We start from the raw sequence: 21,537 nt of genomic DNA, 5'->3' as shown, positions 1-21,537 counted from the left end.
GAGTTGTTCATTGCGGCTAGTGCGCGTCCTCGAGGACCGCGGTGGCCTTGCTGCCGTGGCCGGGCCCGACGTGCGCCTCGGCACGCATCCGCTCGACCATGTGCGGGTAGTGCAGCTCGAACGCCGGACGCTCCGAACGGATCCGGGGCAGCTCGGTGAAGTTGTGCCGCGGCGGCGGGCAGGACGTCGCCCACTCCAGGGAGTTGCCGTAGCCCCACGGGTCGTCGACCGTGACGATCTCGCCGTAGCGGTAGCTCTTGAAGACGTTCCAGATGAACGGCAGCGTGGAGGCACCGAGGATGAACGCGCCGATCGTGGAGATCGTGTTCAGCGTGGTGAATCCGTCGCTGGGCAGGTAGTCCGCGTAACGACGGGGCATGCCCTCGTTGCCCAACCAGTGCTGCACCAGGAACGTGGTGTGGAAGCCGATGAAGGTCGTCCAGAAGTGCCACTTGCCGAGGCGCTCGTCGAGCAGGCGGCCCGTCATCTTCGGGAACCAGAAGTAGATGCCCGCGTAGGTGGCGAACACGATGGTGCCGAAGAGCACGTAGTGGAAGTGCGCGACCACGAAGTACGAGTCGGTGACGTGGAAGTCGAGCGGCGGGCTGGCGAGCAGCACGCCGGACAGACCACCGAAGAGGAACGTCACCAGGAAGCCGACGGAGAACAGCATCGGCGACTCGAAGGTCACCTGGCCCTTCCACATCGTGCCGATCCAGTTGAAGAACTTCACGCCGGTCGGGACCGCGATCAGGAACGTCATGAAGGAGAAGAACGGCAGCAGCACGGCGCCGGTGGCGTACATGTGGTGCGCCCACACCGCGATGGAGAGGGCCGCGATACCCAGCGTGGCGTAGACCAGGCCGCTGTAGCCGAAGAGCGGCTTACGGCTGAACACCGGGAAGATCTCCGAGACGATGCCGAAGAACGGCAGCGCGATGATGTAGACCTCGGGGTGACCGAAGAACCAGAACAGGTGCTGCCAGAGCAGGACGCCGCCGTTGGCCGGGTCGAAGATGTGTGCCCCGAAGTGCCGGTCCACGAACACACCCAGCAGTGCTGCGGTCAGCAGCGGGAAGGCCAGGAGGATCAGGACGCTCGTCACCAGGATGTTCCAGGTGAAGATCGGCATGCGGAACATGGTCATGCCGGGGGCGCGCAGACAGATCACCGTGGTGATCATGTTGACGCCACCGAGGATGGTGCCGAGACCACCGACCGCGAGGCCCAGGATCCACAGGTCCGCGCCGACGCCGGGCGAATGCAGGGCGCTGGTCAGCGGGCTGTAGGCGGTCCAACCGAAGTCGGCGGCACCACCGGGGGTGATGAAGCCGGCGGTGGCGATGAGCGCACCGAACAGGTACAGCCAGTAGCTGAACGCGTTCAGGCGCGGGAACGCCACGTCGGGGGCGCCGATCTGCAGCGGCAGGATGTAGTTCGCGAAACCGAACACGATCGGGGTCGCGTACAGCAGCAGCATGATCGTGCCGTGCATGGTGAAGAGCTGGTTGAACTGCTCGTTCGACAGGAACTGCATTCCCGGAACCGCGAGTTCTGTTCGCATCAGCAGGGCCATGAGGCCACCGACGAGGAAGAACGCGAACGACGTCACCATGTACATGATCCCAAGAACCTTGGGGTCAGTGGTGGTGATCATCTTGTAGATGTACGAGCCCTTGGGTCCCAATCGCGCCGGGTAGGGCCTGGCGGCGTTTATCTCGGGGACTGGCTGGGGCGCTACGGCAGTCACTGATCCTCCTGAATGTGCCCTTGGTCGCTCCGCAGGCTCCGCTCAGGACGTCCGGCCCCGGGCTGCGAGGCGAACGTCCTCTTGCTTGCGCTCTGACGAATCGTAGACCGTCCCTCCACGATCCGCGGAGCCGGTCCTACCCATCGTCGTACTTCGTGTCGCGTACAGCCGTCACGCAGGCTCCGACCAGGGAGTACGCGGCCGCACCATCGGCGCTCCATCGACGATAACGTCGAGCCGCTCCTGAAAGAAGGCGACCAGTCCGGCGATCTGCGGACAGTCCGGCAGCGGGCGTTCGTAGCTCCACGCGACGTCGACTCCCGGCTCGCCCGCCTGCTCCACGGTGAAGTACGACGCCTCCCCCTTGTAGGCACACCATGTCCTGGTCGCCGTCGACGTCATGGCGACGCGGACATCCTCGCGCGGGAGGTAGAAGCGGGTCAGCGGCAGGCCGGTCTCGAAGAGCATCATCGACCGATCGGACTCGGCGATCAGAACGCCGTCGAGCTCCATCCGGACGCGCCGGGAGCTGCGGCGGACGTCGACCCGATGGAACGGGTCGCGCGGATGCCCCCGGACCGGTTCGTCCTCCTCGAGCCAGTCGAAGGCCTCGAAGTCCAGCAGCACCAGGTCGGCCAGCTCGGGATCGTCGGGACGAAACGCGACGCCGTCGAGAGCGGTGCCGTCGACCTCGATGGCCAGCGCGGTGCCCGGGCAGCTGTGGAAGCCGAATCCGGTCCGCGGATCGAGGACGGGATCGCCGTCACCGAGCGGAACGGGGACCGCAGGCGCGGCCGCGGCCGACGAGGCGGTCATCGGTGCCGCGACGTCCGCGACGGGCAGCGCGTAGACGGGGACCACGCGCCGCGGCTCCCACACCAACGCGGCACGGGTGGAGTCCGCCACGACCGCACCACCGCGCAGCGCCCGGATCCGCTTGGCGGTCGGCTGAAATCTCAGCTCGTCCAGGCCCCGCATCAACATCTGGCTCACCGAAACGGCCATCGCACCATTGTGCCCCCGCGCGGCCCTCCCGGCGGCGCACCACACGAGATAGGGCAGCCTTGCTAAGGTTTCGCTTACCTAATGATCTGACAGGAGTTCTCTGTGAAGGCACGCAAGAATCCGCTGCTCACGCTCGTCGCGGGAGCCGCAGCCGCAGTCTTCGTCCTGACCGGCTGTTCGACCACGAACACCGAGTCGGCCCCGGAGTCGGCCGCACAGGCGCAGTTCCCCCGCACCGTCGAGCACGCGCTGGGATCGACCGAGATCCCTGCCGCCCCGAAGCGGGTCGTCGCCCTCGACACCAGCTATTCCGACGCAGTCCTGCTGCTCGAGACGGACCTGGTCGGGTACGTCACCTATCGCACCGACACCCTGCCGGACTACCTCGGCGACGCCCGCGAGGAGTTCGCGAAGGACGCCGTCGCCGTGGGCCCGCTGGCGACGCCCAGCCTGGAGAAGATCGCCGAACTCCAGCCCGACCTGATCGTGTCCGCGAAGGTCCGGCACGGCGACATCTACGAGCAGCTGTCCAAGATCGCGCCCACGGTGATGTCCGAGACCACCGGGCCGACGTGGAAGGACAACATCCGCCTGCTCGGCACGGCCCTCGGCAAGGAGGACCTCGCCGAGCAGAAGATCGGCGCCTACGAGGACCGCGCGGCGGCCGTCGGCGCCGAGATCAACGCCAAGGCGAACAACCCCACCGTCTCGGTGGTCCGCTTCGCGGGTGAGCCGACCGCCCGGATCTACCGCAGCACCTCGTTCAGCGGCATCGTGCTCGACGACGCCGGGCTGGCCAGGCCGGCCAGCGCGGCTCCGGACCCGACGAAGCCCTCGAGCATCTCCAACGACATCAGCCCCGAGCTGATCACCGAGGCCGAGGCCGACCTGATCCTGGTCTCGACCTACCACGCCCCCGACGGCAGCACCGCGGTGGCCGACCACGCCAAGCCGTTCCTCACCAACCCGCTCTGGACGGGCCTGCGCGGCCGCAAGATCGACGTCGACGACACCGTCTGGATGTCCGCGGTCAGCGTGCAGGGCGCGGGCGGGATCCTCGACGACCTGGCCGCGGCCTACGACGTCGACCCGCGCCGCGGCTAGTCTCGACACCGCCCGTCAGCTCAGGAGGACCCCCACATGCGTAAGCCTCATCTCGTCCGCCGCGTCGTGCCCGCGGCCCTGCTCACGGCGTCGGCCGTGCTGCTCGCCGCGTGCGGCGGGTCCGGCACCGACGACGCCGCCGACGGCATCGTGCGCAGCACCACCACCGTCGCGGGCGCGGGCGTGCTCGGCAACGACCGAGATACCGAGAACGTCTGCGGCCCAACCGCTCCCGTGGACCCCGCGGGCGTGACGGGCACCACCCGCAAGGTCGTGCACGCGGCGGGCGAGACCGAGATACCGGCGGATCCGCAGCGGATCGTGGTGCTCGACACGGACAAGCTCGACACCGTCTGCGCGCTTGGCCTGCAGGACCGGCTGGTCGGCGCCGCGGTGACCGGGGCGGTCGGGTCCCAGCCCGAGTACCTCGGGCCGACGATCGCGGGCGTCGAATCGGTCGGGACGGTGCAGGAACCGGACATCGAGAAGATCGCGACTCTCAAGCCGGACCTCATCCTGGGCTCGAAGTTCCGCACACCGGAGCTGTACCAGCAGCTGAGCGCGGTCGCCCCCACCACGTTCACCGAGAAGGTCGGCACGACGTGGAAGGACAACCTGCTCCTCGACGGCGCCGCGCTCGGCCGCGGCGCGGCCGCCCGCCAGGCCCTCGACGACTACCAGGGCGCCGCCACCGCGACGGGCAACACCCTCGACTCCTCCCAGACGCAGGCCTCGGTGGTCCGCTTCATGCCCGGTGCCATCCGGATCTACGGGCCGGACAGCTTCTCGGGCCAGGTCCTCGCCGATGCGGGCGTCCAGCGCCCGACCTTCCAGCGCCTCGAGGACGCCAAGGACAAGCGCTTCGCGGAGCTCAGCGAGGAGCAGCTGAGCAATGCCGAGGGCGACGTCATCTACGTGAGCTTCTACGGCGACGAGGCCAGGGGCCAGGGTGTCGAGGTCATGAACGGCGGTCTGTGGCAGGGCCTTGGCGCCGTCAAGGACAAGCGCGTGTTCACGGTGGACGACGAGATCTGGATGACCGGCATCGGTGTGATCGCCGCCCGCGGCATCCTCACCGACCTGGAGGCCTCGCTCAATGGCTACGTCAACTAGGCGCCGCGGCGCCCTCCCCGCGCTCGCGGCCGCACTGATCGGGTCGCTGACGTGGGCGGCCCCGGCCGCTGCCGCGCCTGCCGAACCGACCGGGCACGCCAGGATCGAACTGTTCGCCGCCGACGGCACCACCGCGCTCGGCGACACCGCCGTGCACGAGGGTGACCGGATCGTGGTGCGCGGCAACGGGTTCGATCCGCAGGCCAACACCGGCGGACTGCCGGTACCGGTGCCGCCCGGCGTCCCGCACGGCACCTTCGTCGCATTCGGTGCGTTCGCCCCGCAGTGGCGTCCGTCCGAGGACGCACCGGCGCAGGCCCGGGTCGGGCAGCAGCGCTCGGCCACCGCGTGGGTGATGTCCGAAGACGCACTGAACCGGGTTCCGGACGCACCCTTCGATTTTCGTCGCACCATCCGCCAGCAGTGGGTCCCCCTCGCGGGCGACGGTTCCTTCACCGCCACGCTCACGGTGAAGAAGCCGGCGACCGCCGCCCCCGACGCGGTCTACGGGGTGTACACCTACGCCGCCGCGGACGCCGTCAACGCCGCGGAGGAGCTGTCCGTCCCTGTGAACTTCGACCCGGCTCCCGGGCCGAACGCGCCGACGCCGCCGGCGCAGGACCTGCTGTGGGCCCTCGCGCCCGGCTACACCGAGCTGGTGCAGCGCGGCACCCAGGGTTCGGTTGTGGTCAGCGACGGCGGGACGGTCCGCAAGGACGGCCGCCTCGCGTTCGAGCTCGAGTCCGCCGACGTCGATCCCTCGAGCGGCCACGGCACCGTTCGCTATCGGGGCACCGTGGTCTCCTTCACCCGCTTCCACCTCGCGGAGATCGCGCTGGCCGATCCGTGGATCGAGTTCACGCCCGAGGGCACGTTCCTGTCCGCGGAGACCTCCGAGGGCAACATGGTCGGCACCGACGCCATGACCCGGATCCGGTTCGCGCAGTTGGACGTTCCTGCTAACGCGGGCGTGTCCGAGTTCACCGATGTTCCCGCCCGGTTCGCGGCACCGCTGCAGCCGAGCATCCTGCTGCCGTACTCCGGCGGGCAGGCCGCCCCGGTCACCTTCCGGTACTAGCCGTGCCGATCCCCCGGTTCGTCAGCGACCTCCGCGCTCACGTCGGACACGCCCCGTTGTGGCTGTCCGGCGTGAGCGCGGTCGTCGTCGACGATACGGGGCGAATCCTGTTGACCCGCAGGGCCGACAACGGGTTGTGGGCGGTGGTCTCCGGCATCCTCGAACCCGGTGAGGAACCCGGCCCTGCGGCTCTCCGCGAGATCCTCGAGGAGACCGGGGTCGAGGCGGACCTCGTGCGCATCACCAGCGTCGACACCGCCGGGCCGATCACCTACCCGAACGGGGACGTCGCCAGCTACCTCGACGTCTGCTTCCTGGCACGACACACCGCGGGCGAGGCGCGCGCCGCCGACGAGGAGAACCTCGAGGTCGCCTGGTTCGCGCCGGACGCGCTGCCCGCGGACCTCACCGACAGCTCGACGCGGCGCATCGAGAAGGCCCTCCGCGACGTGCCCGAGGCATGGTTCAGCCGGCGTTCTCCCACAGACCCATGATGTTGCCCTCGGTGTCCTTGAAATAGGCCGCGAACCCCATCTCACCGACCGGCTGCTTCTCCCCGACCGTCGACCCGCCCAACTCGGCGATCTTGGCCAGGGCGGCGTCGATGCTCGGCACGTCGATGGTGATCACCGGCCCCTTCGGATACTCCGGGACGCGCTCGAACATGCCGCCGCCGATGTAGCCGGGTTCCGCGGGCATCCCCGACTCCGCGGCGGGCCCGGTCGAGACGATCGTGTAGCTCATCTCGGGCATCTCGACGATGTTCCATCCGAACGCCTGCTGGTAGAACGTCCTCGCCCGGTCCCCGTCGTCGAACGGGACCTCGAAGTGCACAACTTTTCCACTCATCGCCGCCTCCTCACCTGGGTGAATCCGACGTCCTCGACGCTAGACCTGATCCCCACGCAGGTGAAGGCATTTCGATTTCGGGTGGGCGCCCGATGAATGCCGTCTCCTCGACAACGCGATAATGTTCAGCTGCTCGGTCACGTCTGGTCGAGCACCGCTGGGGGCGGGCAACATCGCACGGGGGGCAGATGAACGAGGACAGTGCGCAGGATCTGCACGCACGGGGAAATGCACTGCAAGATCAGATCGACTCGATGCTGGACACTCTCGATCGGCAAGCCCGAGACCTGAGCGGGGCACGGGCACAGATTGCCCAGCTTCGCCTGCGCGGCGAATCGGTCGACAGACTCGTTCGCGTCGAGACGGATTCGACGGGCTCGGTGTTGAGCGTCGACATCTCACCGGATGCGTTCCGCCGGTCGACGCCGGACTCCCTTGCACTGTCGGTCGCAGACGCGGCACGCGACGCCGCCGCTTCCGCACAACGAGAAATGATGCGACTCATGGGGTCGGTTGTCGCTGCCGGCCACGAGGTGCCCGACCTGCCGGACCTCGTTCCCGGAGCCCCGAGCCTTCGCGACCTGCTTCCGAGCCTCGGGACAGAAGACAGCCCCGGCGACCCGGCCGCGGACCTTCAGGACGACGCGGACGACTACTACCGGGGCGGATCGATTCTCGAGGATCCCCGACGGTGAGCGGCAATGTGTGGGTCGACCCCGACCACCTTCGCAACCAGGCGCCGCGACTCGATGAGCTGGCGGAACGCACGGCAGGCATCCTTGCGGCCCTGCGTGCGGTCATCGCGAGCGAGGGTTCTTGCTGGGGAGAGGACGAGACCGGTATGGCATTCGCGGGCGGTTATCTGCCGGGTGCCGAGGTCGGCGAGGAGAGCATCGGCTTCGCGGCGGCGGCGATGGAGCAGATCGGAACAGGGCTCCGGGCCACGGCGGACGCCTTCGAGAACACCGACCGGACATCCAGTGCCGGCTTCGACGGGATCTCCTGATGGGTATCGAGGTTCCGGGCAGTGTGCGGTGGCTGTCCGAGACCGTGGTCGGATCCGACTGGCCCGATGCGGACGAAACCGCGATGCTGCGCCTTGCACACGGTTGGTACGAGGCAGCTTCGTCCCTGGGCGAGGTGACAGACGAGAGCGACGCGGTGATCCGGACTGCCCTCGGCGGGATCGAGGGCGATGTGAGCATCGCGATCGCGGACCGCTGGGCGAGGATCGGCCCCGAGGGGGCTCTCACGGAGATCATCGCGCTGTGCAGCGCACTCGGCGAGTCCCTCGAGGGTGCGTCCGAGGACGTGCGGATCGCGAAGCTGACGATCATCGCCGCACTCGTTGCGCTGGCGGTCGAGTTGGCGGCGATCGCTGCCGCAACGATCATGACTGCCGGTGCTGCGAGTCCCGCAGCTGTCGTCGCGCAGACCGCCACCCAGATCGCAGTCCGGATGGCCATCAAACAGCTGGTCCTCTCCTTGCTCAGGCGGGCCGCGGTCGGCGCGGCAAAGGGTGCCGCGATCGGGGCGGGCCTCGAGGCGCTCAAAGAAGCGGGCCTGCAGACCTACGAAATCCACCGGGATCGTCGCGACGGCTACGACTGGGGCGATGTCGCCGAGTCGGGCGGCCAGGGTGCCGTCAAGGGCACTGTGAGCGGCGCGCTCAACGGCGCGATGGGCATCGGTCTGCTCGACCCACGCAAACTGCTGACCGGGCAGGCGGGTGCCGAGGTCCAAGGCGCGACCGTCGGGGAAACCCGATTCACCGATGCCCTCATCGCGGAGGTCGCGGCGTCCACGGGGATCGACGAAGGCATCGCCGAGAAGCGGCGCGAGTTCGATGAACTACTCGACAGATTGGGGCCATGACCGATGGGCACACCCGGTTACGGAACAGGTAGCCCGCCACTTCAGGCGACGCGCGGAGCATCGGGAGACCCCCGATACCCGTCGCCGAGGATGCTACGTCGATACATCGCATTCGTCATCGACTTCGTACTGCACGTCGGGATCGCGTTCGGGGTGTACGCAGCATGCGATGCGATCGCCGACCTGTCGGCGTTGGCGTTGCCCGCGGCAGCCCTTGCATGGGTGACAGCGTCCTTCGTCCACCGCGTGATCATCCAGCGGATCTTCCACACGACCGCGGGCAAGGCCCTGTGTGGGTTGGTGATGATCAGGCCTGACGACGGGCGCTGGCCCACAGCCGGATTCCTGGTGAAGTGGTGGCTGATCGGCGTGGTCGTGATCTTCATCGACAACATGGCACCGACTGACGAGAACGGATTCCCGCCAGCCGTGCGACGGTGCGATGTGGAGGCGCTGGGCGCCCGCTAGAAGTCCCAGTCCTCGTCCTCGGTGTTCACGGCCTTGCCGATCACGTAGGAGCTGCCCGACCCGGAGAAGAAGTCGTGGTTCTCGTCCGCGTTCGGGGACAGCGCCGACAGGATCGCCGGGTTCACGTCGGTCTCGTCCTTCGGGAACAGTCCCTCGTAGCCGAGATTCATCAGCGCCTTGTTGGCGTTGTACCGCAGGAACTTCTTGACGTCCTCGGTGAGCCCGACCTCGTCGTAGAGGTCCTGGGTGTACTCGACCTCGTTGTCGTATAGCTCGAAGAGCAACTCGAAGGTGTAGTCCTTCAGGTCGTCGCGCTCGGCCTGGTTGAGCTGCTCGAGGCCCTTCTGGTACTTGTATCCGATGTAGTACCCGTGCACGGCCTCGTCGCGGATGATCAGCCGGATCAGGTCGGCGGTGTTGGTGAGCTTGGCCCGCGAGGACCAGTACATCGGCAGGTAGAAGCCCGAGTAGAACAGGAACGACTCGAGCAGCGTCGAGGCGACCTTGCGCTTGAGCGGATCTTCGCCACGGTAGTAGTCCATGACGATCTGCGCCTTGCGCTGCAGGTTCGGGTTCTCCTCCGACCAGCGGAAGGCGTCGTCGATGTCGCGGGTCGAGCACAGCGTCGAGAAAATCGAGCTGTAGCTCTTCGCGTGCACCGACTCCATGAACGCGATGTTGGTGTACACCGCCTCCTCGTGCGGGGTGATCGCGTCCGGGATCAGGCTGACGGCACCGACGGTGCCCTGGATCGTGTCCAGCAGCGTCAGGCCGGTGAAGACCCGCATGGTCAGCTGCTTCTCGTTCGGAGTCAGGGTGTTCCACGACGGGATGTCGTTGGACACCGGGACCTTCTCCGGCAGCCAGAAGTTACCGGTGAGGCGATCCCACACCTCGGCGTCCTTCTCGTCGGGGACGCGGTTCCAGTTGATCGCCGACACCCGGTCGATCAGCTTGATCTTCTCGCTCACGATTCCCTCACTCCATTCGAGCCGTACGCCACGGTCACAGCATGCACGAGACGCAACCCTCGACCTCGGTGCCCTCCAGGGCCATCTGACGCAACCGGATGTAGTACAGCGTCTTGATGCCCTTGCGCCACGCGTAGATCTGGGCCTTGTTGATGTCCCGGGTGGTGGCGGTGTCCTTGAAGAACAACGTCAGCGACAGGCCCTGGTCCACGTGCTGGGTGGCCGCGGCGTAGGTGTCGATGATCTTCTCGTACCCGATCTCGTAGGCATCCTGGTAGTACTCCAGGTTGTCGTTCGTCAGGTAGGGCGCCGGGTAGTAGACGCGGCCGATCTTGCCTTCCTTGCGGATCTCGATCTTCGACGCCACCGGGTGGATGGAGCTGGTGGAGTTGTTGATGTAGGAGATCGATCCGGTCGGCGGGACCGCCTGCAGGTTCTGGTTGTAGATGCCGTGCTGCTGCACGGACGCCTTCAGCTCACGCCAGTCGTCCTGGGTCGGGATGTGCAGGCCCGCATCGGCGAACAGCTGCCGCACCCGCTCGGTCGCAGGCTCCCACACCCGGTCGGTGTACTTGTCGAAGAACTCACCGGAGGCGTACTTGGACTCCGGGAAGCCCGCGAAGTACGTGCCGCGCTCCTTGGCGATCTCGTTGGACGCCCGGATCGCGTGGAACACCACTGTGTAGAAGTAGATGTTCGTGAAGTCGATGCCCTCGTCGGAGCCGTAGTGGATCCGCTCGCGCGCCAGGTATCCGTGCAGGTTCATCTGCCCGAGACCGATGGCGTGGCCGTCGTCGTTCGCCTTCCGGATCGACGGGACGGAGTCGATGGAGGTCTGGTCGGCGACGGCGGTCAGCGCGCGGATCGACGTCTCGATGGTCTGCGCGAAGTCCGGCGAGTCCATCGTCTTGGCGATGTTCAGCGAACCGAGGTTGCAGGAGATGTCCTTGCCGATGTGGCTGTAGGACAGGTCGTCGTTGAACGTCGACGGCGTGGAGACCTGCAGGATCTCCGAGCACAGGTTCGAGTGGGTGACCTTGCCCGCGATCGGGTTCGCGCGGTTCACCGTGTCCTCGTACATGATGTACGGGTACCCGGACTCGAACTGCAGCTCGGCGACGGTCTGGAAGAACTCGCGCGCCTTGATCTTCGACTTGCGGATGCGCTTGTCGTCGACCATCTCGTAGTACTTCTCGGTGACGTTGATGTCCGCGAACGGCTTCCCGTAGATCCGCTCCACGTCGTACGGCGAGAAGAGGTACATGTCCTCGTTCTTCTTCGCCAGCTCGAAGGTGATGTCGGGGATGACCACGCCGAGGGACAGCGTCTTGATGCGGATCTTCTCGTCCGCGTTCTCCCGCTTGGTGTCGAGGAAGCGGTAGATGTCCGGGTGGTGCGCGTGCAGGTACACCGCGCCTGCGCCCTGACGCGCGCCGAGCTGGTTGGCGTACGAGAACGAGTCCTCGAGCAGCTTCATGATCGGGATGACGCCCGAGCTCTGGTTCTCGATCTTCTTGATCGGGGCGCCGTGCTCGCGAACGTTGCTGAGCAGCAACGCGACTCCGCCGCCGCGCTTGGACAGCTGCAGGGCGGAGTTGATGGAGCGACCGATCGACTCCATGTTGTCCTCGATGCGGAGCAGGAAGCAGGACACGGGCTCGCCGCGCTGCTTCTTGCCCGAGTTGAGGAACGTCGGGGTGGCCGGCTGGAACCGGCCGGCGATGATCTCGTCGACCAACTGGGTCGCCAGGTGCTCGTCACCGGCGGCGAGGGTGAGCGCGACCATGCAGACGCGGTCCTCGAACCGCTCCAGGTACCGCTTACCGTCGAAGGTCTTGAGCGTGTAGGAGGTGTAGTACTTGAAGGCGCCGAGGAACGTCGGGAAGCGGAACTTCTTCGAGTAGGCGTGGTCGATCAGCGACTTGACGAACTCACGGCTGTACTGGTCGAGGACCTCGGGCTCGTAGTAGTTCTCCTTGACCAGGTAGTCCAGCTTCTCGTCCAGGTTGTGGAAGAAGACGGTGTTCTGGTTGACGTGCTGGAGGAAGTACTGGTTCGCGGCCTCGCGGTCCTTGTCGAACTGGATCTCGCCATTCGGGCCGTACAGGTTCAGCATCGCGTTGAGCGCGTGGTAGTCGAGCTCCCCCGCGGACGCGTCGGGTCGTGCCGCAGCGCGCTCTACACTCGCTGCCGGGGCTGCGTCTGTGATTGTCGGTGCCACTGTTCACTCTCCATGAATTGTTCGAGCCCGTCCCGGACTGCTACTACGTCTTCGGCGGTACCCATGAGCTCGAAGCGGTACAGGTACGGAACCTTGCACTTCTGCGAAATCACGTTTCCGGCATAGCAATACGACTCGCCGAAGTTCGTATTGCCGGCAGCGATCACCCCGCGGATGAGGGAGCGATTGTGCTCGTTGTTGAGGAATCTGATGACCTGCTTGGGCACATAACTCGTGTCGCGACCCGTCGCGGTGATCCCGCCCCCATAGGTCGGCAGGATCAGGACATACGGCTCATCGACCTCGAATGCGCCTTCGCGGTCATGCAGCGGAATGCGCGCTGCCGGGACACCCAGCTTCTGCACGAAGCGGTGGGTGTTCTCCGACGCGCTGGAGAAGTAGACCAGCGATGTCACAGCCGATCATCTCCGTGTGGTCTTCAGGCGGCGGCCGCGACGAGCGACTTGATCCGGTCCGGACGGAAACCCGACCAGTGATCCTCGCCCGCCACCACGACGGGGGCCTGCAGGTAACCCAGGGCCATCACGTAATCGCGGGCCTCCGAGTCCTCGGTGATGTCGATGACGGAGTACTCGATACCGGCCTTGTCGAACGCCCGGTAGGTCGCATTGCACTGAACGCACGCCGGCTTGGTGTAGACGGTGATGCTCATGTAAGTCCCTCTTTCTCTGGCTTACGGAACTGATGGTCAGTGACGCGGAAGATCATGTGGATCCCACCTACTGGACAGCGCTCCGGCCTGTGTTTCTCGACCGTTCCGGCTATGCCCTCTCGGTGTTCTAGACACTACACCTAGTGTCCGACATATCCATATAACGCGAGATGTTGTGAACCACATCCTTGAAATTCCCAGGTCGTAAGGCATCTGACCCCGCCACAAACGACCCGTCTCGGCGTGTCGCAGGTCACATTTCCGCCTTGCGGTGCGCGGCGCTTCCCCTCTGTGCATGCGGTCGGTGGCGACGGGCCTAGGGTGGGGCGGTGCCGACCGCCGAGGATCCCCAATTCCACGCCGCGGTGGTGTCGACCACCCACCTGTCCCCCAGCCTGCGCCGAATCCGATTCGCGCTCGCGGACCCCGCCGCGTTCGCCTCCAGCGGCGATCCCGACGAGCGACTGCTCGTCGAGTTCGGCGAGGACCACCGGCGCAGTTACACCGTGCGCCGCTGGGACTCCGGCACCGGCAACGTCGACATCGACTTCGCGGTGCATGCGGGCGGGCGGGCCGCCGAGTGGGCGCGGGCGGCCGAGCCGGGCGAGCCGGTCCGACTGTCCCACCCGAAGGGCTGGTACCGGCCGCCGCAGGACGCGCGCTGGCAGCTGCTGCTCGCGGACCTCAGCGCGCTGCCCGCCGCTGCTCGCATCATCGAGAACCTGCCGCCCGGCACCGGCGCCCACCTGGTCGCCGAGATCCCGGAGCCGGCCGACGAGCAGGACTGGGCCACCGACGCGGAGCTGACGGTGACCTGGCTGCACGACACCGGCAACGGCCGCACCCCGAGCGCACTGCCGGAGTGGCTGCGCGCGCACCGGCTCCAGGACGGCCCCGGCTACATCTGGTCGGCGGGCGAGACGGGCGCCTCGCGGCAGATCCGCAGGCACGTCCGCCGCGAGCTGGGCTGGGCGGCGGATCGATTCGACATCATGGGCTACTGGCAGGCGGACAAGGAACGCTGGCTGGCGCGGTACGCGGAGGTCGAGCCGCAGATCGAGGCGCTCACCATCAGCGAGCTGTCGGCCGGCCGCAGTATCGACGAGGTCCGCGACGCCGTCGACGACGCCCTCGAGCAGGCCGGGCTGTAGCCAGGATCGGGTCCTTGAGCTCGTCACCGAGCACGGCGGCCGGGTGCTGCAGCGGGCCCGCACCGACGGCACCGGGGATCAGCCCATGGAGATCCAGCTGTTCACGTTCGAATCCCAGTCGGCGTTGGACGGGTACATGCAGGACGAGCGCAGGCTCGCTCTCGCCGACGAACGCGACCGGGTTGTCGAACGCACCGAGATGATGCGGGTCACGCTCGATTGACCATGCACACGGGCCCGGGCGATGCGTGATGCACCGCCCGGGCCCGAATGGGAAAGATGCGTCAGGCGTCGACGAGCACCTTCGTGGCGTTCACCAGGTCGGCGACGACCTTGGCGAGCTGCGCCGAGACCTCGGCGTTCTCGCTGGCGTGCTTGTCGCCGAACTTCTCGAAGGCACCGCCGATGACGAGCGCGGTGTCCTCGACCACCTTGCCGCCCGCGATCCCGACGGCCTTGGTGGTGTCCTCGTGGGCCCACTTCGCGCCGTTGGCGCTCGGCGAGGCGCTGATCACGGCGACCGGCTTGCCCGCGATGGCACCGACGCCGTAGGGCCGGGAGATCCAGTCGATGGCGTTCTTGAGCACGGCGGGAATGGTCCCGTTGTACTCGGGCGTCACCAGCAGGAGGGCGTCGGCGGCACCGGCGGCCGCGCGCAGCGCCTCCACGCTGTCGGTGGTGCCCGGGACGTCGATGTCCTCGTTATAGAAGGGCACCTCGGCCAGGCCCTCGTACACCGTGACGTTCGCGCCCTCGGGTGCGACACCGACGGCGGTCTCGGCGAGCTGACGGTTGACGGAGGCGGCGCGCAGGCTGCCGACCAGGACGAGAACGTTGGCTTCAGACATTGGAGACTTCCTTCGATGATCCGGGGGCGCTTGCCGTTCTAGGTATATCAGCTAAGCGGACTACGGTCCACTTATATTCCGGGGAGGGTACGATCGGCCTCGTGCAGACCACCCCGATCCAGATGGCCGACCAGCCCGAGGCCGAACGGTGCGACGCCGTGCGCAACCGCGCGTTGCTGCTGAACGCCGCCGCCGCGCTGGTCGCGGAGCGGGGCGCGGACGCCGTGACGATGGATGCGGTCGCCGCGAAGGCCGGTGTGGGCAAGGGCACAGTGTTCAGGCGGTTCGGCAGCCGGTCCGGTCTGATGCAGGCCCTCCTCGACCACACCGAGCAGGAACTGCAGCACGCCTTCATGTACGGGCCGCCGCCACTTGGTCCCGGCGCCGAGCCCATCGACCGCCTCGTCGCCTTCGGCCGGGCCCGCATCTCGCTCGTGGACCTCAGCGGCGACACCCTCCGCGCGGTGGAGGACTCCCCCGAACTCCGCTTCGGCAGCGCCCCGCGCCAGGTCAGCCTCACCCACGTGGCGATGCTGCTGCGCGCGGCGGGCACCGAGGGCGACATCCCACTGCTCGCCCACAGCCTGCTCGCGCCCCTCGAGGCCTCGCTGGTCATGTACCAGATCCGCACCATGCACATGCCGATCGAGCGGATCGCCGACGCCTGGGAGCACCTGGTCCGACGGGTCACGGCACGCCCGGCGGGTCACTAGGCTCCTGGCATGCGCCTTCGCCGTGTAGCCGGACTCGCCCTGCTCGCCGCCGCCCTCCTCACCGCCTGCAGTGCGGAGAGCGCCTCGACGCCGAACGGTGAGGACCTGCAGGGACGGACCTTCATCTCCACCGAGGTCACGGGCACCCCGATCCCCGGCGGCGGGCCGCTCACCGTCGAGTTCGTGGAACCGGACAGGATCTCCATGACCGCCGGCTGCAACCGCGGCAACGGCACGGTCGACCTGTCCGACGGCAAGGTCGTCACCGGACCGATCGCGACCACCATGATGGCCTGCGTCGGCGACACCGCAGGCGCCGACGCGTGGATGACCTCGCTGTTCGAGGCAGATCCGGCCTGGAAGCTCGACGGCGACACCCTCACGCTGACCACGAGCGACACCTCGGTCACCCTGGTCGACAAGAAGGTAGCCACCCCGGACCGTCCGATCACCGGGACCACCTGGGTCGTCGACCAGTTGATCAGCCCGAGCGCGGTCACCACGTCGGTCGCCCTCGAGACCGCCGCCCCCACCCTGCTGATCACCGAGGACGGCTCGGTCAGCGGATCAACCGGGTGCAACCGGATGACCGGCACCGCCCAGATCACCGGAGACAAGGTGACCTTCGGCCCGCTCGCGACCACCAGGATGGCGTGCGAGCCCGACGTCGCCGAGGTCGAGCGGGCGGTACTGAACGTGCTCAGCGGCGAGACCACCTTCACCGTCGACGCGGACCGGGCCCGCGTGATGCAGGCGGACGGCGACGGACTGGGCCTGCGCGCCCAGTAGCGACGGCGGCGCTACAGGTTCTCGGTCAACCAGGTCGCGAGGATCCGGGCGCTCGCGTCCACCTGGGCAGGCCAGTCCATGGCCGATTCGTCGGCGCGATCGCTGACGTGCTTGACGATTCGGCACCCGACGCCCATCCGCGCGCAGGCCGCCGCCACCGCGAAGCCCTCCATGTCGACGAGGTCGGCCCTGGTCGCGAGCGCGTCCCGCACGACCGCATCGGAGATGAACACATCACCGGTCGCGAGCACCGAATCGTCGCCGTCGGGGAGCGTTATCCGGTCCGTCACCGGGTGTCCGAGCGAGCGCAGCACGTCCGCGCTGATGTCGTGATTGAGCACGGCCGACGGTACGAACAGACCGGCATGATGCTCGTGCAGCGCCCCCGCGGTGCCGATGTTGACCACCGCCGGGCGATCGTCGGATCGGTACCGCGCGAGCGCCTCCGTGACCGCGACCGCCGCGGCGACCTTCCCGATCCCGGTGACGACCACCTCGAATCCGTCTGGCACGTATGCGGCCTCCCCCTCGGTGGCGGACACGACGAGAAACCTGGGCGCGGTCACATTGGGCACGCGTGGCACTGTATCGCCGCCCGACCGGCCGCCGTCCGGGTCCCCGCGCGCACCCGCGCGCACACCGCCGACCGTCGCTAGAGTGACGCGCATGGCGAATCTCCGTGCGGAAATCCTGCAAGAACTCGGCGCGAAGCCGACCATCGACGCCGAGGGTGAGGTGCGCGCGCGCGTCGACTTCCTCAAGGGCTACCTGCGCTCCACTCCTGCCAAGGGATTCGTCCTCGGGATCAGCGGCGGCCAGGACAGCACCCTGGCGGGCCGGCTGGCGCAACTGGCGGCCGCCGAGCTGCGCGAGGAGGGCCACGACGCCGAGTTCGTCGCGGTCCGATTGCCGTACGGCGTGCAGGCCGACGAGCACGACGCCCAGACCTCGCTCGAGTTCATCAAGCCGGACCGCTCGGTGACCGTGAACATCAAGCCGAGCACCGACGCCGCGGCCACCGAGAGCGCAGGGGGTCTCGCCGAGATCATCGGGCACGACGGCGAGCTGCGGGACTTCGTGCGCGGCAACATCAAGGCCCGCGAGCGGATGGTGATCCAGTACGCCATCGCCGGACAGCTCGGCCACCTGGTGATCGGCACCGACCATGCCGCGGAGGCGATCACCGGTTTCTTCACCAAGTACGGCGACGGCGGCGTCGACCTCACGCCGCTCACCGGTCTGAGCAAGCGACAGGGCGCCGCGCTGCTGCAGCATCTCGGTGCCCCCGCAAGCACCTGGGCCAAGGTCCCCACCGCCGACCTCGAGGACCACAGGCCGGCGCTGCCCGACGAGGAGGCACTCGGCCTGCGCTACAGCGAGATCGACGACTACCTCGAGGGCAAGGAGGTGACCGCGGCGGTGGCCGAGAAGCTCGAGTCCATGTACCTGGGCACCCGGCACAAGCGCTCGGTCCCCGTGTCACCGCTCGACGACTGGTGGAAGTGACGCGATGAGCACCGTCCTGGTCGCGGGCGGCACCGGCACCGCGGGCGCGGCGGCGCCGAACTCCGCGCGCGCGGGCATCGGGTGCTGACACTGAGCAGGCACGCCCCCGAGGGGCCCGCCGCCGACCACGTCACCGCCGACCTGCTCACCGGCGAGGGCCTGCCCGCGGCGCTCGACGGCGTCGACGCGGTGATCTCCGCGGTGAACGGCCAGACCCGGCGGACCAGGCCTGTGTTCACCACTGGCGCCAGGAACCTGGCGCGCGCCGCCGAGGCGGCGGGTGTGCGACGAGTCGTGCTGCTGTCGATCGTCGGTGTCGACCGGGTGCGGTTCTCCTACTACGAGGCGCTGACCGAGCAGGAGGGCATCTACTCCGACTCCGGCCTGGACGTCCGGATCGTGCGATCCACCCAGTTCCACCAGCTGCTGCGGTCCATCTTCGCCACGACCGCGCGGTTCGGGGTGATCCCGGCGGTCCGCGGCGCCCGCTTCCAGCCGATCGACCCGACGGACCTGGCCCGCGCCCTCGCGGACGCCGCGCTGACCGAGTCCACCGACGACGGCAGGATCGAGGTCGGCGGTCCGGAGGTACAAACGATGCGTGAGCTGGCCGAGTCCTGGAAGCGCGCAACCGGCAGCCGGGCCCTGGTGCTCCCTGTTCCGCTCCCCGGCGCACCCGGCCGTTTCCTGCGCGCCGGGCTGAACCTGACCCCGGAAAACCGCTACGGCGCTGTCACATTCGACGAGTGGCTTGCCGCCGAGGGCTGATCAGCCGCCTGCGAACGGGGGCAGCACGTCGACACGCGACGCGGCCACCAGGGCGAGGTCGCGGGTCAACTCGTCGTCCTGCAGGAACGCGGCGACCGTCAGCACCCGCTCCATCTTGGGCCCGTGCCGCTCGACGAGCACGGACCTCAGCGCACCGAGGTCGGCACCCGCACCGATCCGCACGGATTCCTCGGTGCACCCGGCCGCTTCCGCCGCCGCCGCGAAATAACGCACCAGAATCGCCTGTTCAGCCACCGATCGCCCCCATGCTGCGTTGCGGCGGTTCGAAACCCTCCGCATTGATCCCGTGACCAGCCCACTTGTTCCACATCGCGCCCCGCCACAACTGTGCGAGGTCGTCGTCGCTCGCGCCCGAGCGCAACCCCGCGCGGAGGTCGATCTCGTCGTCGCTGAACAGGCAGGACCGGACCGTCCCCTCCGCGGTGAGCCTGGTCCGGTCGCAGTCGCCACAGAAATTCCTGGTGACCGAGGCGATGATGCCGACCGTGGCAGGGCCGCCGTCCACCAGCCATTCCTCTGCCGGGGCGGACGGATCGCCCGGGCGTCCCACCGCGGTCAGCTCGAAGCGCTCGCCCAGCACCTCCAGCAACCGGGTCGCGGCGATCATGGAGTCGCGGGCCCAGGCGTGGTCGGCGTCGAGCGGCATCTCCTCGATGAACCGGAGCTGACAGCCCTCCGAGAGGCACCACTCCAGCAGATCGGCTGCGCCGCCGAGGGTCTCCGGCATCAGCACGGCATTGATCTTCATCGGCGCAAGGCCCGCCGCGGCCGCAGCGCGGATACCCGCCAGCACCGAGGGCAGGCGGTCACGACGGGTGAGTTCGGCGAAGTGTGCCCGGTCGATCGAGTCGAGGGACACGTTCACGCGGGTCAGACCGGCGGCGGCAAGCGCCTCGGCGCGGTGCTCGAGGCCGACCGCGTTGGTGGTCATCGACAGCGGGATGCCCGGCACAGCCGCCGCACAGCCGGCGATCATCTCCTCGAGGTCGGGACGCATCAGCGGCTCGCCGCCGGTGAACCGGACCTCCCGGACACCGAGCTCCTCGACGGCGATCCGGACCAGCCGGACGATCTCCGCCGCGGTCAGCAACCGCTCGCGCGGGATCGCGGGCAGGCCCTCGGCGGGCATGCAGTAGGTGCAGCGCAGCGAGCACTTCTCGGTGATCGACACGCGCAGGTCCCTGGCCACCCGGCCGAACCGGTCGACCAACTCGGGGACGTCCGGGCGATCGGCGATCGACGGGTGGCTGTTGCGGACGCGCGGCAGCCCCATCTGGACCGGCCTGACGGTCGCAGTCATCGCGTCATCAGCTCTGCCACCCCACCAGTATGCGGCCAACACGGGTTGCTCGTCGCGCCGAGCGCCTGCCTAGGATTGGCCCCATGCCGCAGGAAACGCCATGACCAGCAGATCTGTCGAGGAGCACTCCGCCGAGGTGCAGCGCCTCCTCGCGCCGCTGCTGGCGCCGACCGTCGAGGACGTCGCCGTCACCGAGGCACTCGGACGGGTGCTGGGCGCCGACGTGCGCTCGCCGCTGGATCTCCCGCTCTTCCGCAACTCCCAGATGGACGGGTTCGCGGTCGCCGCCGCCTCGCTGACCGGGGTGCCGGTGACCCTGCCGGTCACGGGGACCATCGCGGCGGGTCCCGCCGAGCCTGCCCCGCTCGCCCCTGGCAGCGCGGTCCGGATCATGACCGGGGCCGTGATCCCGGCGGGCGCGGACGCCGTCGTCCCGGTCGAGGACACCGAGGCCGACGCCACCAAGGACATGGTGACCATCCGGGTGCCGCGCCGGGCGGGCGAGTACGTCAGGGAGGCCGGCACCGATGTACGGACGGGCGATCTGCTGCTGGCGGCGGGCACCCCGCTCGCTGCACGGCACCTGTCGTTGTTCGCGGCGGTCGGCCTCGCCACCGTCCCGGTCCTGCGCCGCCCGCGGGCGGCGGTCATCGCGACCGGTGCGGAATTGGTCCGCGCGGGCGAGCCGCTGCGGCCGGGACAGATCTACGAATCCAACTCAGTGGCACTGGCCGCGAGCCTGACGGCGAACGGCGCTGACGTGGTGTTCGTGGAACGCAGCGACGACGACCTCGCCGTGTTCGATGAGATCCTGCGCCGCGCAACCGCTTCCGCGGATCTGGTGATCACCTCCGGCGGGGTGTCGATGGGCGACTTCGAGGTGGTGCGCGAGGTGCTGACGCCGCTGGGCGGCTGGTTCGGGCACACCACCATGCAGCCGGGCGGGCCACAGGGCCTGGCCGAGATCGACGGCGTCCCGGTACTGAACTTCCCGGGGAACCCGGTGAGCACGATGGTCTCCTTCGAGGTGTTCGTGAAGCCGCTGCTTCGCCGGGCCGCGGGCCTGCCCGCCGTCCCCTTGGAGGAACTCGTGCTGACCGAGCCGATCACCTCGATCCAGGGCAGACGCCAGTTCCTGCGCGGCCGACGGGTCGACGCGGGCGTCGCCCTCGAGTCCGGGCCTGGCTCACACCTGGTCGGGGCGCTGGCCCGCGCGGATGTCCTGATCGACATCCCCGAGAATGTGACGACAATGAAGGCGGGAGACAACGTGCGGGTGTGGCCACTGTGATCGACGAACCGACGACAAACGGCCCGGCGGCGAACGAGCTGAC

The 21,537-nt window shown here is 68.2% G+C and carries 26 protein-coding genes; 15 read left to right on the top strand and 11 right to left on the bottom strand.

The window, feature by feature from the left end:
• Positions 1-16: 16 nt before the first annotated feature.
• Together ctaD and ABIC28_RS03650 are read right to left on the bottom strand one after the other, a co-directional pair.
• Positions 17-1,750 carry an aa3-type cytochrome oxidase subunit I gene (gene ctaD, locus ABIC28_RS03655; RefSeq protein WP_097213619.1) on the bottom strand — a complete coding sequence of 578 codons (1,734 nt, stop codon included), beginning with the start codon at positions 1,748-1,750 and terminating at the stop codon, positions 17-19.
• A 171-nt stretch (positions 1,751-1,921) separates the two neighbouring features.
• Positions 1,922-2,755: a DUF427 domain-containing protein gene (locus ABIC28_RS03650; protein ID WP_354577539.1), complete on the bottom strand. Its 834-nt coding sequence runs from the start codon at positions 2,753-2,755 to the stop codon at positions 1,922-1,924.
• A 102-nt stretch (positions 2,756-2,857) separates the two neighbouring features.
• On the opposite strand from ABIC28_RS03650, the gene ABIC28_RS03645 reads away from it, so the two are divergent.
• The 4 genes from ABIC28_RS03645 to ABIC28_RS03630 are packed head-to-tail and all read left to right on the top strand — an operon-like array spanning position 2,858 to position 6,544.
• Complete coding sequence (locus ABIC28_RS03645; RefSeq protein WP_354577537.1) at positions 2,858-3,859, top strand: ABC transporter substrate-binding protein; 1,002 nt, start codon at positions 2,858-2,860, stop codon at positions 3,857-3,859.
• Positions 3,860-3,895: 36 nt separating this feature from the next.
• Positions 3,896-4,972: an ABC transporter substrate-binding protein gene (locus ABIC28_RS03640; RefSeq protein WP_354577535.1), complete on the top strand. Its 1,077-nt coding sequence runs from the start codon at positions 3,896-3,898 to the stop codon at positions 4,970-4,972.
• Positions 4,956-6,050, top strand: coding sequence for an HtaA domain-containing protein (locus ABIC28_RS03635; protein WP_354577533.1), 1,095 nt, complete (start codon positions 4,956-4,958; stop codon positions 6,048-6,050). Before ABIC28_RS03640 ends, ABIC28_RS03635 begins: the two co-directional genes overlap by 17 nt.
• A 2-nt stretch (positions 6,051-6,052) precedes the next feature.
• Positions 6,053-6,544 (top strand): NUDIX hydrolase, encoded by a 492-nt coding sequence (locus ABIC28_RS03630; protein WP_097213624.1) that lies wholly within the window; start codon positions 6,053-6,055, stop codon positions 6,542-6,544.
• Here ABIC28_RS03630 and ABIC28_RS03625 read toward each other — a convergent pair.
• Entirely contained in the window at positions 6,516-6,899 is a 384-nt protein-coding gene (locus tag ABIC28_RS03625; protein ID WP_354577530.1) for a VOC family protein, read from the bottom strand. The genes ABIC28_RS03630 and ABIC28_RS03625 overlap by 29 nt on opposite strands.
• A 188-nt stretch (positions 6,900-7,087) precedes the next feature.
• Here ABIC28_RS03625 and ABIC28_RS03620 point away from each other — a divergent pair, with 188 nt between their 5' ends.
• The 4 genes from ABIC28_RS03620 (at position 7,088) to ABIC28_RS03605 (ending at position 9,242) form a co-directional block, all read left to right on the top strand.
• Positions 7,088-7,594, top strand: a complete 507-nt coding sequence (locus ABIC28_RS03620; protein ID WP_269588288.1) for a YbaB/EbfC family nucleoid-associated protein — start codon at positions 7,088-7,090, stop codon at positions 7,592-7,594.
• Complete coding sequence (locus ABIC28_RS03615; RefSeq protein WP_097213627.1) at positions 7,591-7,905, top strand: WXG100 family type VII secretion target; 315 nt, start codon at positions 7,591-7,593, stop codon at positions 7,903-7,905. Before ABIC28_RS03620 ends, ABIC28_RS03615 begins: the two co-directional genes overlap by 4 nt.
• Positions 7,905-8,774, top strand: coding sequence for a WXG100-like domain-containing protein (locus tag ABIC28_RS03610; protein WP_097213628.1), 870 nt, complete (start codon positions 7,905-7,907; stop codon positions 8,772-8,774). Before ABIC28_RS03615 ends, ABIC28_RS03610 begins: the two co-directional genes overlap by 1 nt.
• A 90-nt stretch (positions 8,775-8,864) precedes the next feature.
• Positions 8,865-9,242, top strand: a complete 378-nt coding sequence (locus tag ABIC28_RS03605) for an RDD family protein (protein WP_257017738.1) — start codon at positions 8,865-8,867, stop codon at positions 9,240-9,242.
• Here the strand turns inward: ABIC28_RS03605 and nrdF are convergent.
• From nrdF to nrdH, 4 genes are read right to left on the bottom strand one after another with little or no spacing between them, the layout of a single operon-like run.
• On the bottom strand, positions 9,239-10,213 hold the full coding sequence (gene nrdF, locus ABIC28_RS03600; RefSeq protein WP_097213630.1) for a class 1b ribonucleoside-diphosphate reductase subunit beta: 975 nt from the start codon (positions 10,211-10,213) through the stop codon (positions 9,239-9,241). The two genes, ABIC28_RS03605 and nrdF, sit on opposite strands and share 4 nt — an antisense overlap.
• A 34-nt stretch (positions 10,214-10,247) precedes the next feature.
• On the bottom strand, positions 10,248-12,434 hold the full coding sequence (gene nrdE / locus ABIC28_RS03595; RefSeq protein ID WP_077041116.1) for a class 1b ribonucleoside-diphosphate reductase subunit alpha: 2,187 nt from the start codon (positions 12,432-12,434) through the stop codon (positions 10,248-10,250).
• Positions 12,392-12,850 carry a class Ib ribonucleoside-diphosphate reductase assembly flavoprotein NrdI gene (gene nrdI, locus ABIC28_RS03590; protein ID WP_097213631.1) on the bottom strand — a complete coding sequence of 153 codons (459 nt, stop codon included), beginning with the start codon at positions 12,848-12,850 and terminating at the stop codon, positions 12,392-12,394. Before nrdI ends, nrdE begins: the two co-directional genes overlap by 43 nt.
• Before the next feature lie 23 nt (positions 12,851-12,873).
• On the bottom strand, positions 12,874-13,107 hold the full coding sequence (gene nrdH, locus ABIC28_RS03585) for a glutaredoxin-like protein NrdH (RefSeq protein ID WP_077041114.1): 234 nt from the start codon (positions 13,105-13,107) through the stop codon (positions 12,874-12,876).
• 329 nt (positions 13,108-13,436) lie between these two features.
• Between nrdH and ABIC28_RS03580 the strand changes: the two genes are divergently transcribed.
• Positions 13,437-14,258, top strand: a complete 822-nt coding sequence (locus ABIC28_RS03580) for a siderophore-interacting protein (protein ID WP_269588292.1) — start codon at positions 13,437-13,439, stop codon at positions 14,256-14,258.
• 43 nt (positions 14,259-14,301) lie between these two features.
• Entirely contained in the window at positions 14,302-14,481 is a 180-nt protein-coding gene (locus ABIC28_RS03575) for a hypothetical protein (protein WP_269588293.1), read from the top strand.
• Between the two features lie 61 nt (positions 14,482-14,542).
• Here the strand turns inward: ABIC28_RS03575 and ABIC28_RS03570 are convergent, their stop codons facing one another.
• Entirely contained in the window at positions 14,543-15,106 is a 564-nt protein-coding gene (locus ABIC28_RS03570) for an NADPH-dependent FMN reductase (protein WP_354577523.1), read from the bottom strand.
• A gap of 122 nt (positions 15,107-15,228) precedes the next feature.
• Here ABIC28_RS03570 and ABIC28_RS03565 point away from each other — a divergent pair, with 122 nt between their 5' ends.
• Positions 15,229-15,819 carry a TetR/AcrR family transcriptional regulator gene (locus tag ABIC28_RS03565; protein WP_209928886.1) on the top strand — a complete coding sequence of 197 codons (591 nt, stop codon included), beginning with the start codon at positions 15,229-15,231 and terminating at the stop codon, positions 15,817-15,819.
• A gap of 9 nt (positions 15,820-15,828) precedes the next feature.
• A complete protein-coding gene (locus tag ABIC28_RS03560; RefSeq protein ID WP_354577521.1) occupies positions 15,829-16,608 on the top strand; it encodes an META domain-containing protein in 780 nt (259 codons plus the stop codon).
• 11 nt (positions 16,609-16,619) lie between these two features.
• On the opposite strand, the gene ABIC28_RS03555 is transcribed toward ABIC28_RS03560, so the two are convergent.
• On the bottom strand, positions 16,620-17,174 hold the full coding sequence (locus ABIC28_RS03555; protein WP_097213635.1) for a nucleosidase: 555 nt from the start codon (positions 17,172-17,174) through the stop codon (positions 16,620-16,622).
• Positions 17,175-17,274: 100 nt separating this feature from the next.
• On the opposite strand from ABIC28_RS03555, the gene nadE reads away from it, so the two are divergent.
• Entirely contained in the window at positions 17,275-18,114 is an 840-nt protein-coding gene (nadE, locus tag ABIC28_RS03550) for an NAD(+) synthase (RefSeq protein ID WP_354577519.1), read from the top strand.
• Between the two features lie 81 nt (positions 18,115-18,195).
• A complete protein-coding gene (locus ABIC28_RS03545) occupies positions 18,196-18,882 on the top strand; it encodes an SDR family oxidoreductase (protein WP_354577517.1) in 687 nt (228 codons plus the stop codon).
• On the opposite strand, the gene ABIC28_RS03540 is transcribed toward ABIC28_RS03545, so the two are convergent.
• A complete protein-coding gene (locus ABIC28_RS03540; protein WP_097213638.1) occupies positions 18,883-19,182 on the bottom strand; it encodes a MoaD/ThiS family protein in 300 nt (99 codons plus the stop codon).
• On the bottom strand, positions 19,130-20,203 hold the full coding sequence (gene moaA / locus ABIC28_RS03535; protein WP_097213639.1) for a GTP 3',8-cyclase MoaA: 1,074 nt from the start codon (positions 20,201-20,203) through the stop codon (positions 19,130-19,132). The genes ABIC28_RS03540 and moaA overlap by 53 nt, the downstream gene beginning before the upstream one ends.
• Positions 20,204-20,303: 100 nt before the next feature.
• Here moaA and ABIC28_RS03530 point away from each other — a divergent pair, with 100 nt between their 5' ends.
• Positions 20,304-21,494 carry a molybdopterin molybdotransferase MoeA gene (locus ABIC28_RS03530; protein ID WP_097213640.1) on the top strand — a complete coding sequence of 397 codons (1,191 nt, stop codon included), beginning with the start codon at positions 20,304-20,306 and terminating at the stop codon, positions 21,492-21,494.
• Positions 21,495-21,537 lie beyond the last annotated feature (43 nt).

Source organism: Rhodococcus sp. PvR044 (assembly GCF_040548995.1).
Taxonomy (GTDB): Bacteria; Actinomycetota; Actinomycetes; order Mycobacteriales; family Mycobacteriaceae; genus Rhodococcus_G; species Rhodococcus_G oryzae.
This window is presented reverse-complemented; position numbering and strand designations above follow the sequence as displayed.

What these genes read in the sequence shown, in the direction of transcription:
- ABIC28_RS03530 (WP_097213640.1), top strand. Translation starts at nt 20,304, where the DNA reads ATGACCAGCAGATCTGTCGAGGAGCACTCCGCCGAGGTGCAGCGCCTC.
- ABIC28_RS03570 (WP_354577523.1), bottom strand. Translation starts at nt 15,106, where the DNA reads ATGTCTGAAGCCAACGTTCTCGTCCTGGTCGGCAGCCTGCGCGCCGCC.
- moaA (WP_097213639.1), bottom strand. Translation starts at nt 20,203, where the DNA reads ATGACTGCGACCGTCAGGCCGGTCCAGATGGGGCTGCCGCGCGTCCGC.
- ABIC28_RS03565 (WP_209928886.1), top strand. Translation starts at nt 15,229, where the DNA reads ATGGCCGACCAGCCCGAGGCCGAACGGTGCGACGCCGTGCGCAACCGC.
- ABIC28_RS03540 (WP_097213638.1), bottom strand. Translation starts at nt 19,182, where the DNA reads ATGCGGAGGGTTTCGAACCGCCGCAACGCAGCATGGGGGCGATCGGTG.
- ABIC28_RS03625 (WP_354577530.1), bottom strand. Translation starts at nt 6,899, where the DNA reads ATGAGTGGAAAAGTTGTGCACTTCGAGGTCCCGTTCGACGACGGGGAC.
- ABIC28_RS03610 (WP_097213628.1), top strand. Translation starts at nt 7,905, where the DNA reads ATGGGTATCGAGGTTCCGGGCAGTGTGCGGTGGCTGTCCGAGACCGTG.
- ABIC28_RS03620 (WP_269588288.1), top strand. Translation starts at nt 7,088, where the DNA reads ATGAACGAGGACAGTGCGCAGGATCTGCACGCACGGGGAAATGCACTG.
- nadE (WP_354577519.1), top strand. Translation starts at nt 17,275, where the DNA reads ATGGCGAATCTCCGTGCGGAAATCCTGCAAGAACTCGGCGCGAAGCCG.
- ABIC28_RS03650 (WP_354577539.1), bottom strand. Translation starts at nt 2,755, where the DNA reads ATGGCCGTTTCGGTGAGCCAGATGTTGATGCGGGGCCTGGACGAGCTG.
- ABIC28_RS03635 (WP_354577533.1), top strand. Translation starts at nt 4,956, where the DNA reads ATGGCTACGTCAACTAGGCGCCGCGGCGCCCTCCCCGCGCTCGCGGCC.
- ABIC28_RS03640 (WP_354577535.1), top strand. Translation starts at nt 3,896, where the DNA reads ATGCGTAAGCCTCATCTCGTCCGCCGCGTCGTGCCCGCGGCCCTGCTC.
- ABIC28_RS03560 (WP_354577521.1), top strand. Translation starts at nt 15,829, where the DNA reads ATGCGCCTTCGCCGTGTAGCCGGACTCGCCCTGCTCGCCGCCGCCCTC.
- nrdH (WP_077041114.1), bottom strand. Translation starts at nt 13,107, where the DNA reads ATGAGCATCACCGTCTACACCAAGCCGGCGTGCGTTCAGTGCAATGCG.
- ABIC28_RS03605 (WP_257017738.1), top strand. Translation starts at nt 8,865, where the DNA reads ATGCTACGTCGATACATCGCATTCGTCATCGACTTCGTACTGCACGTC.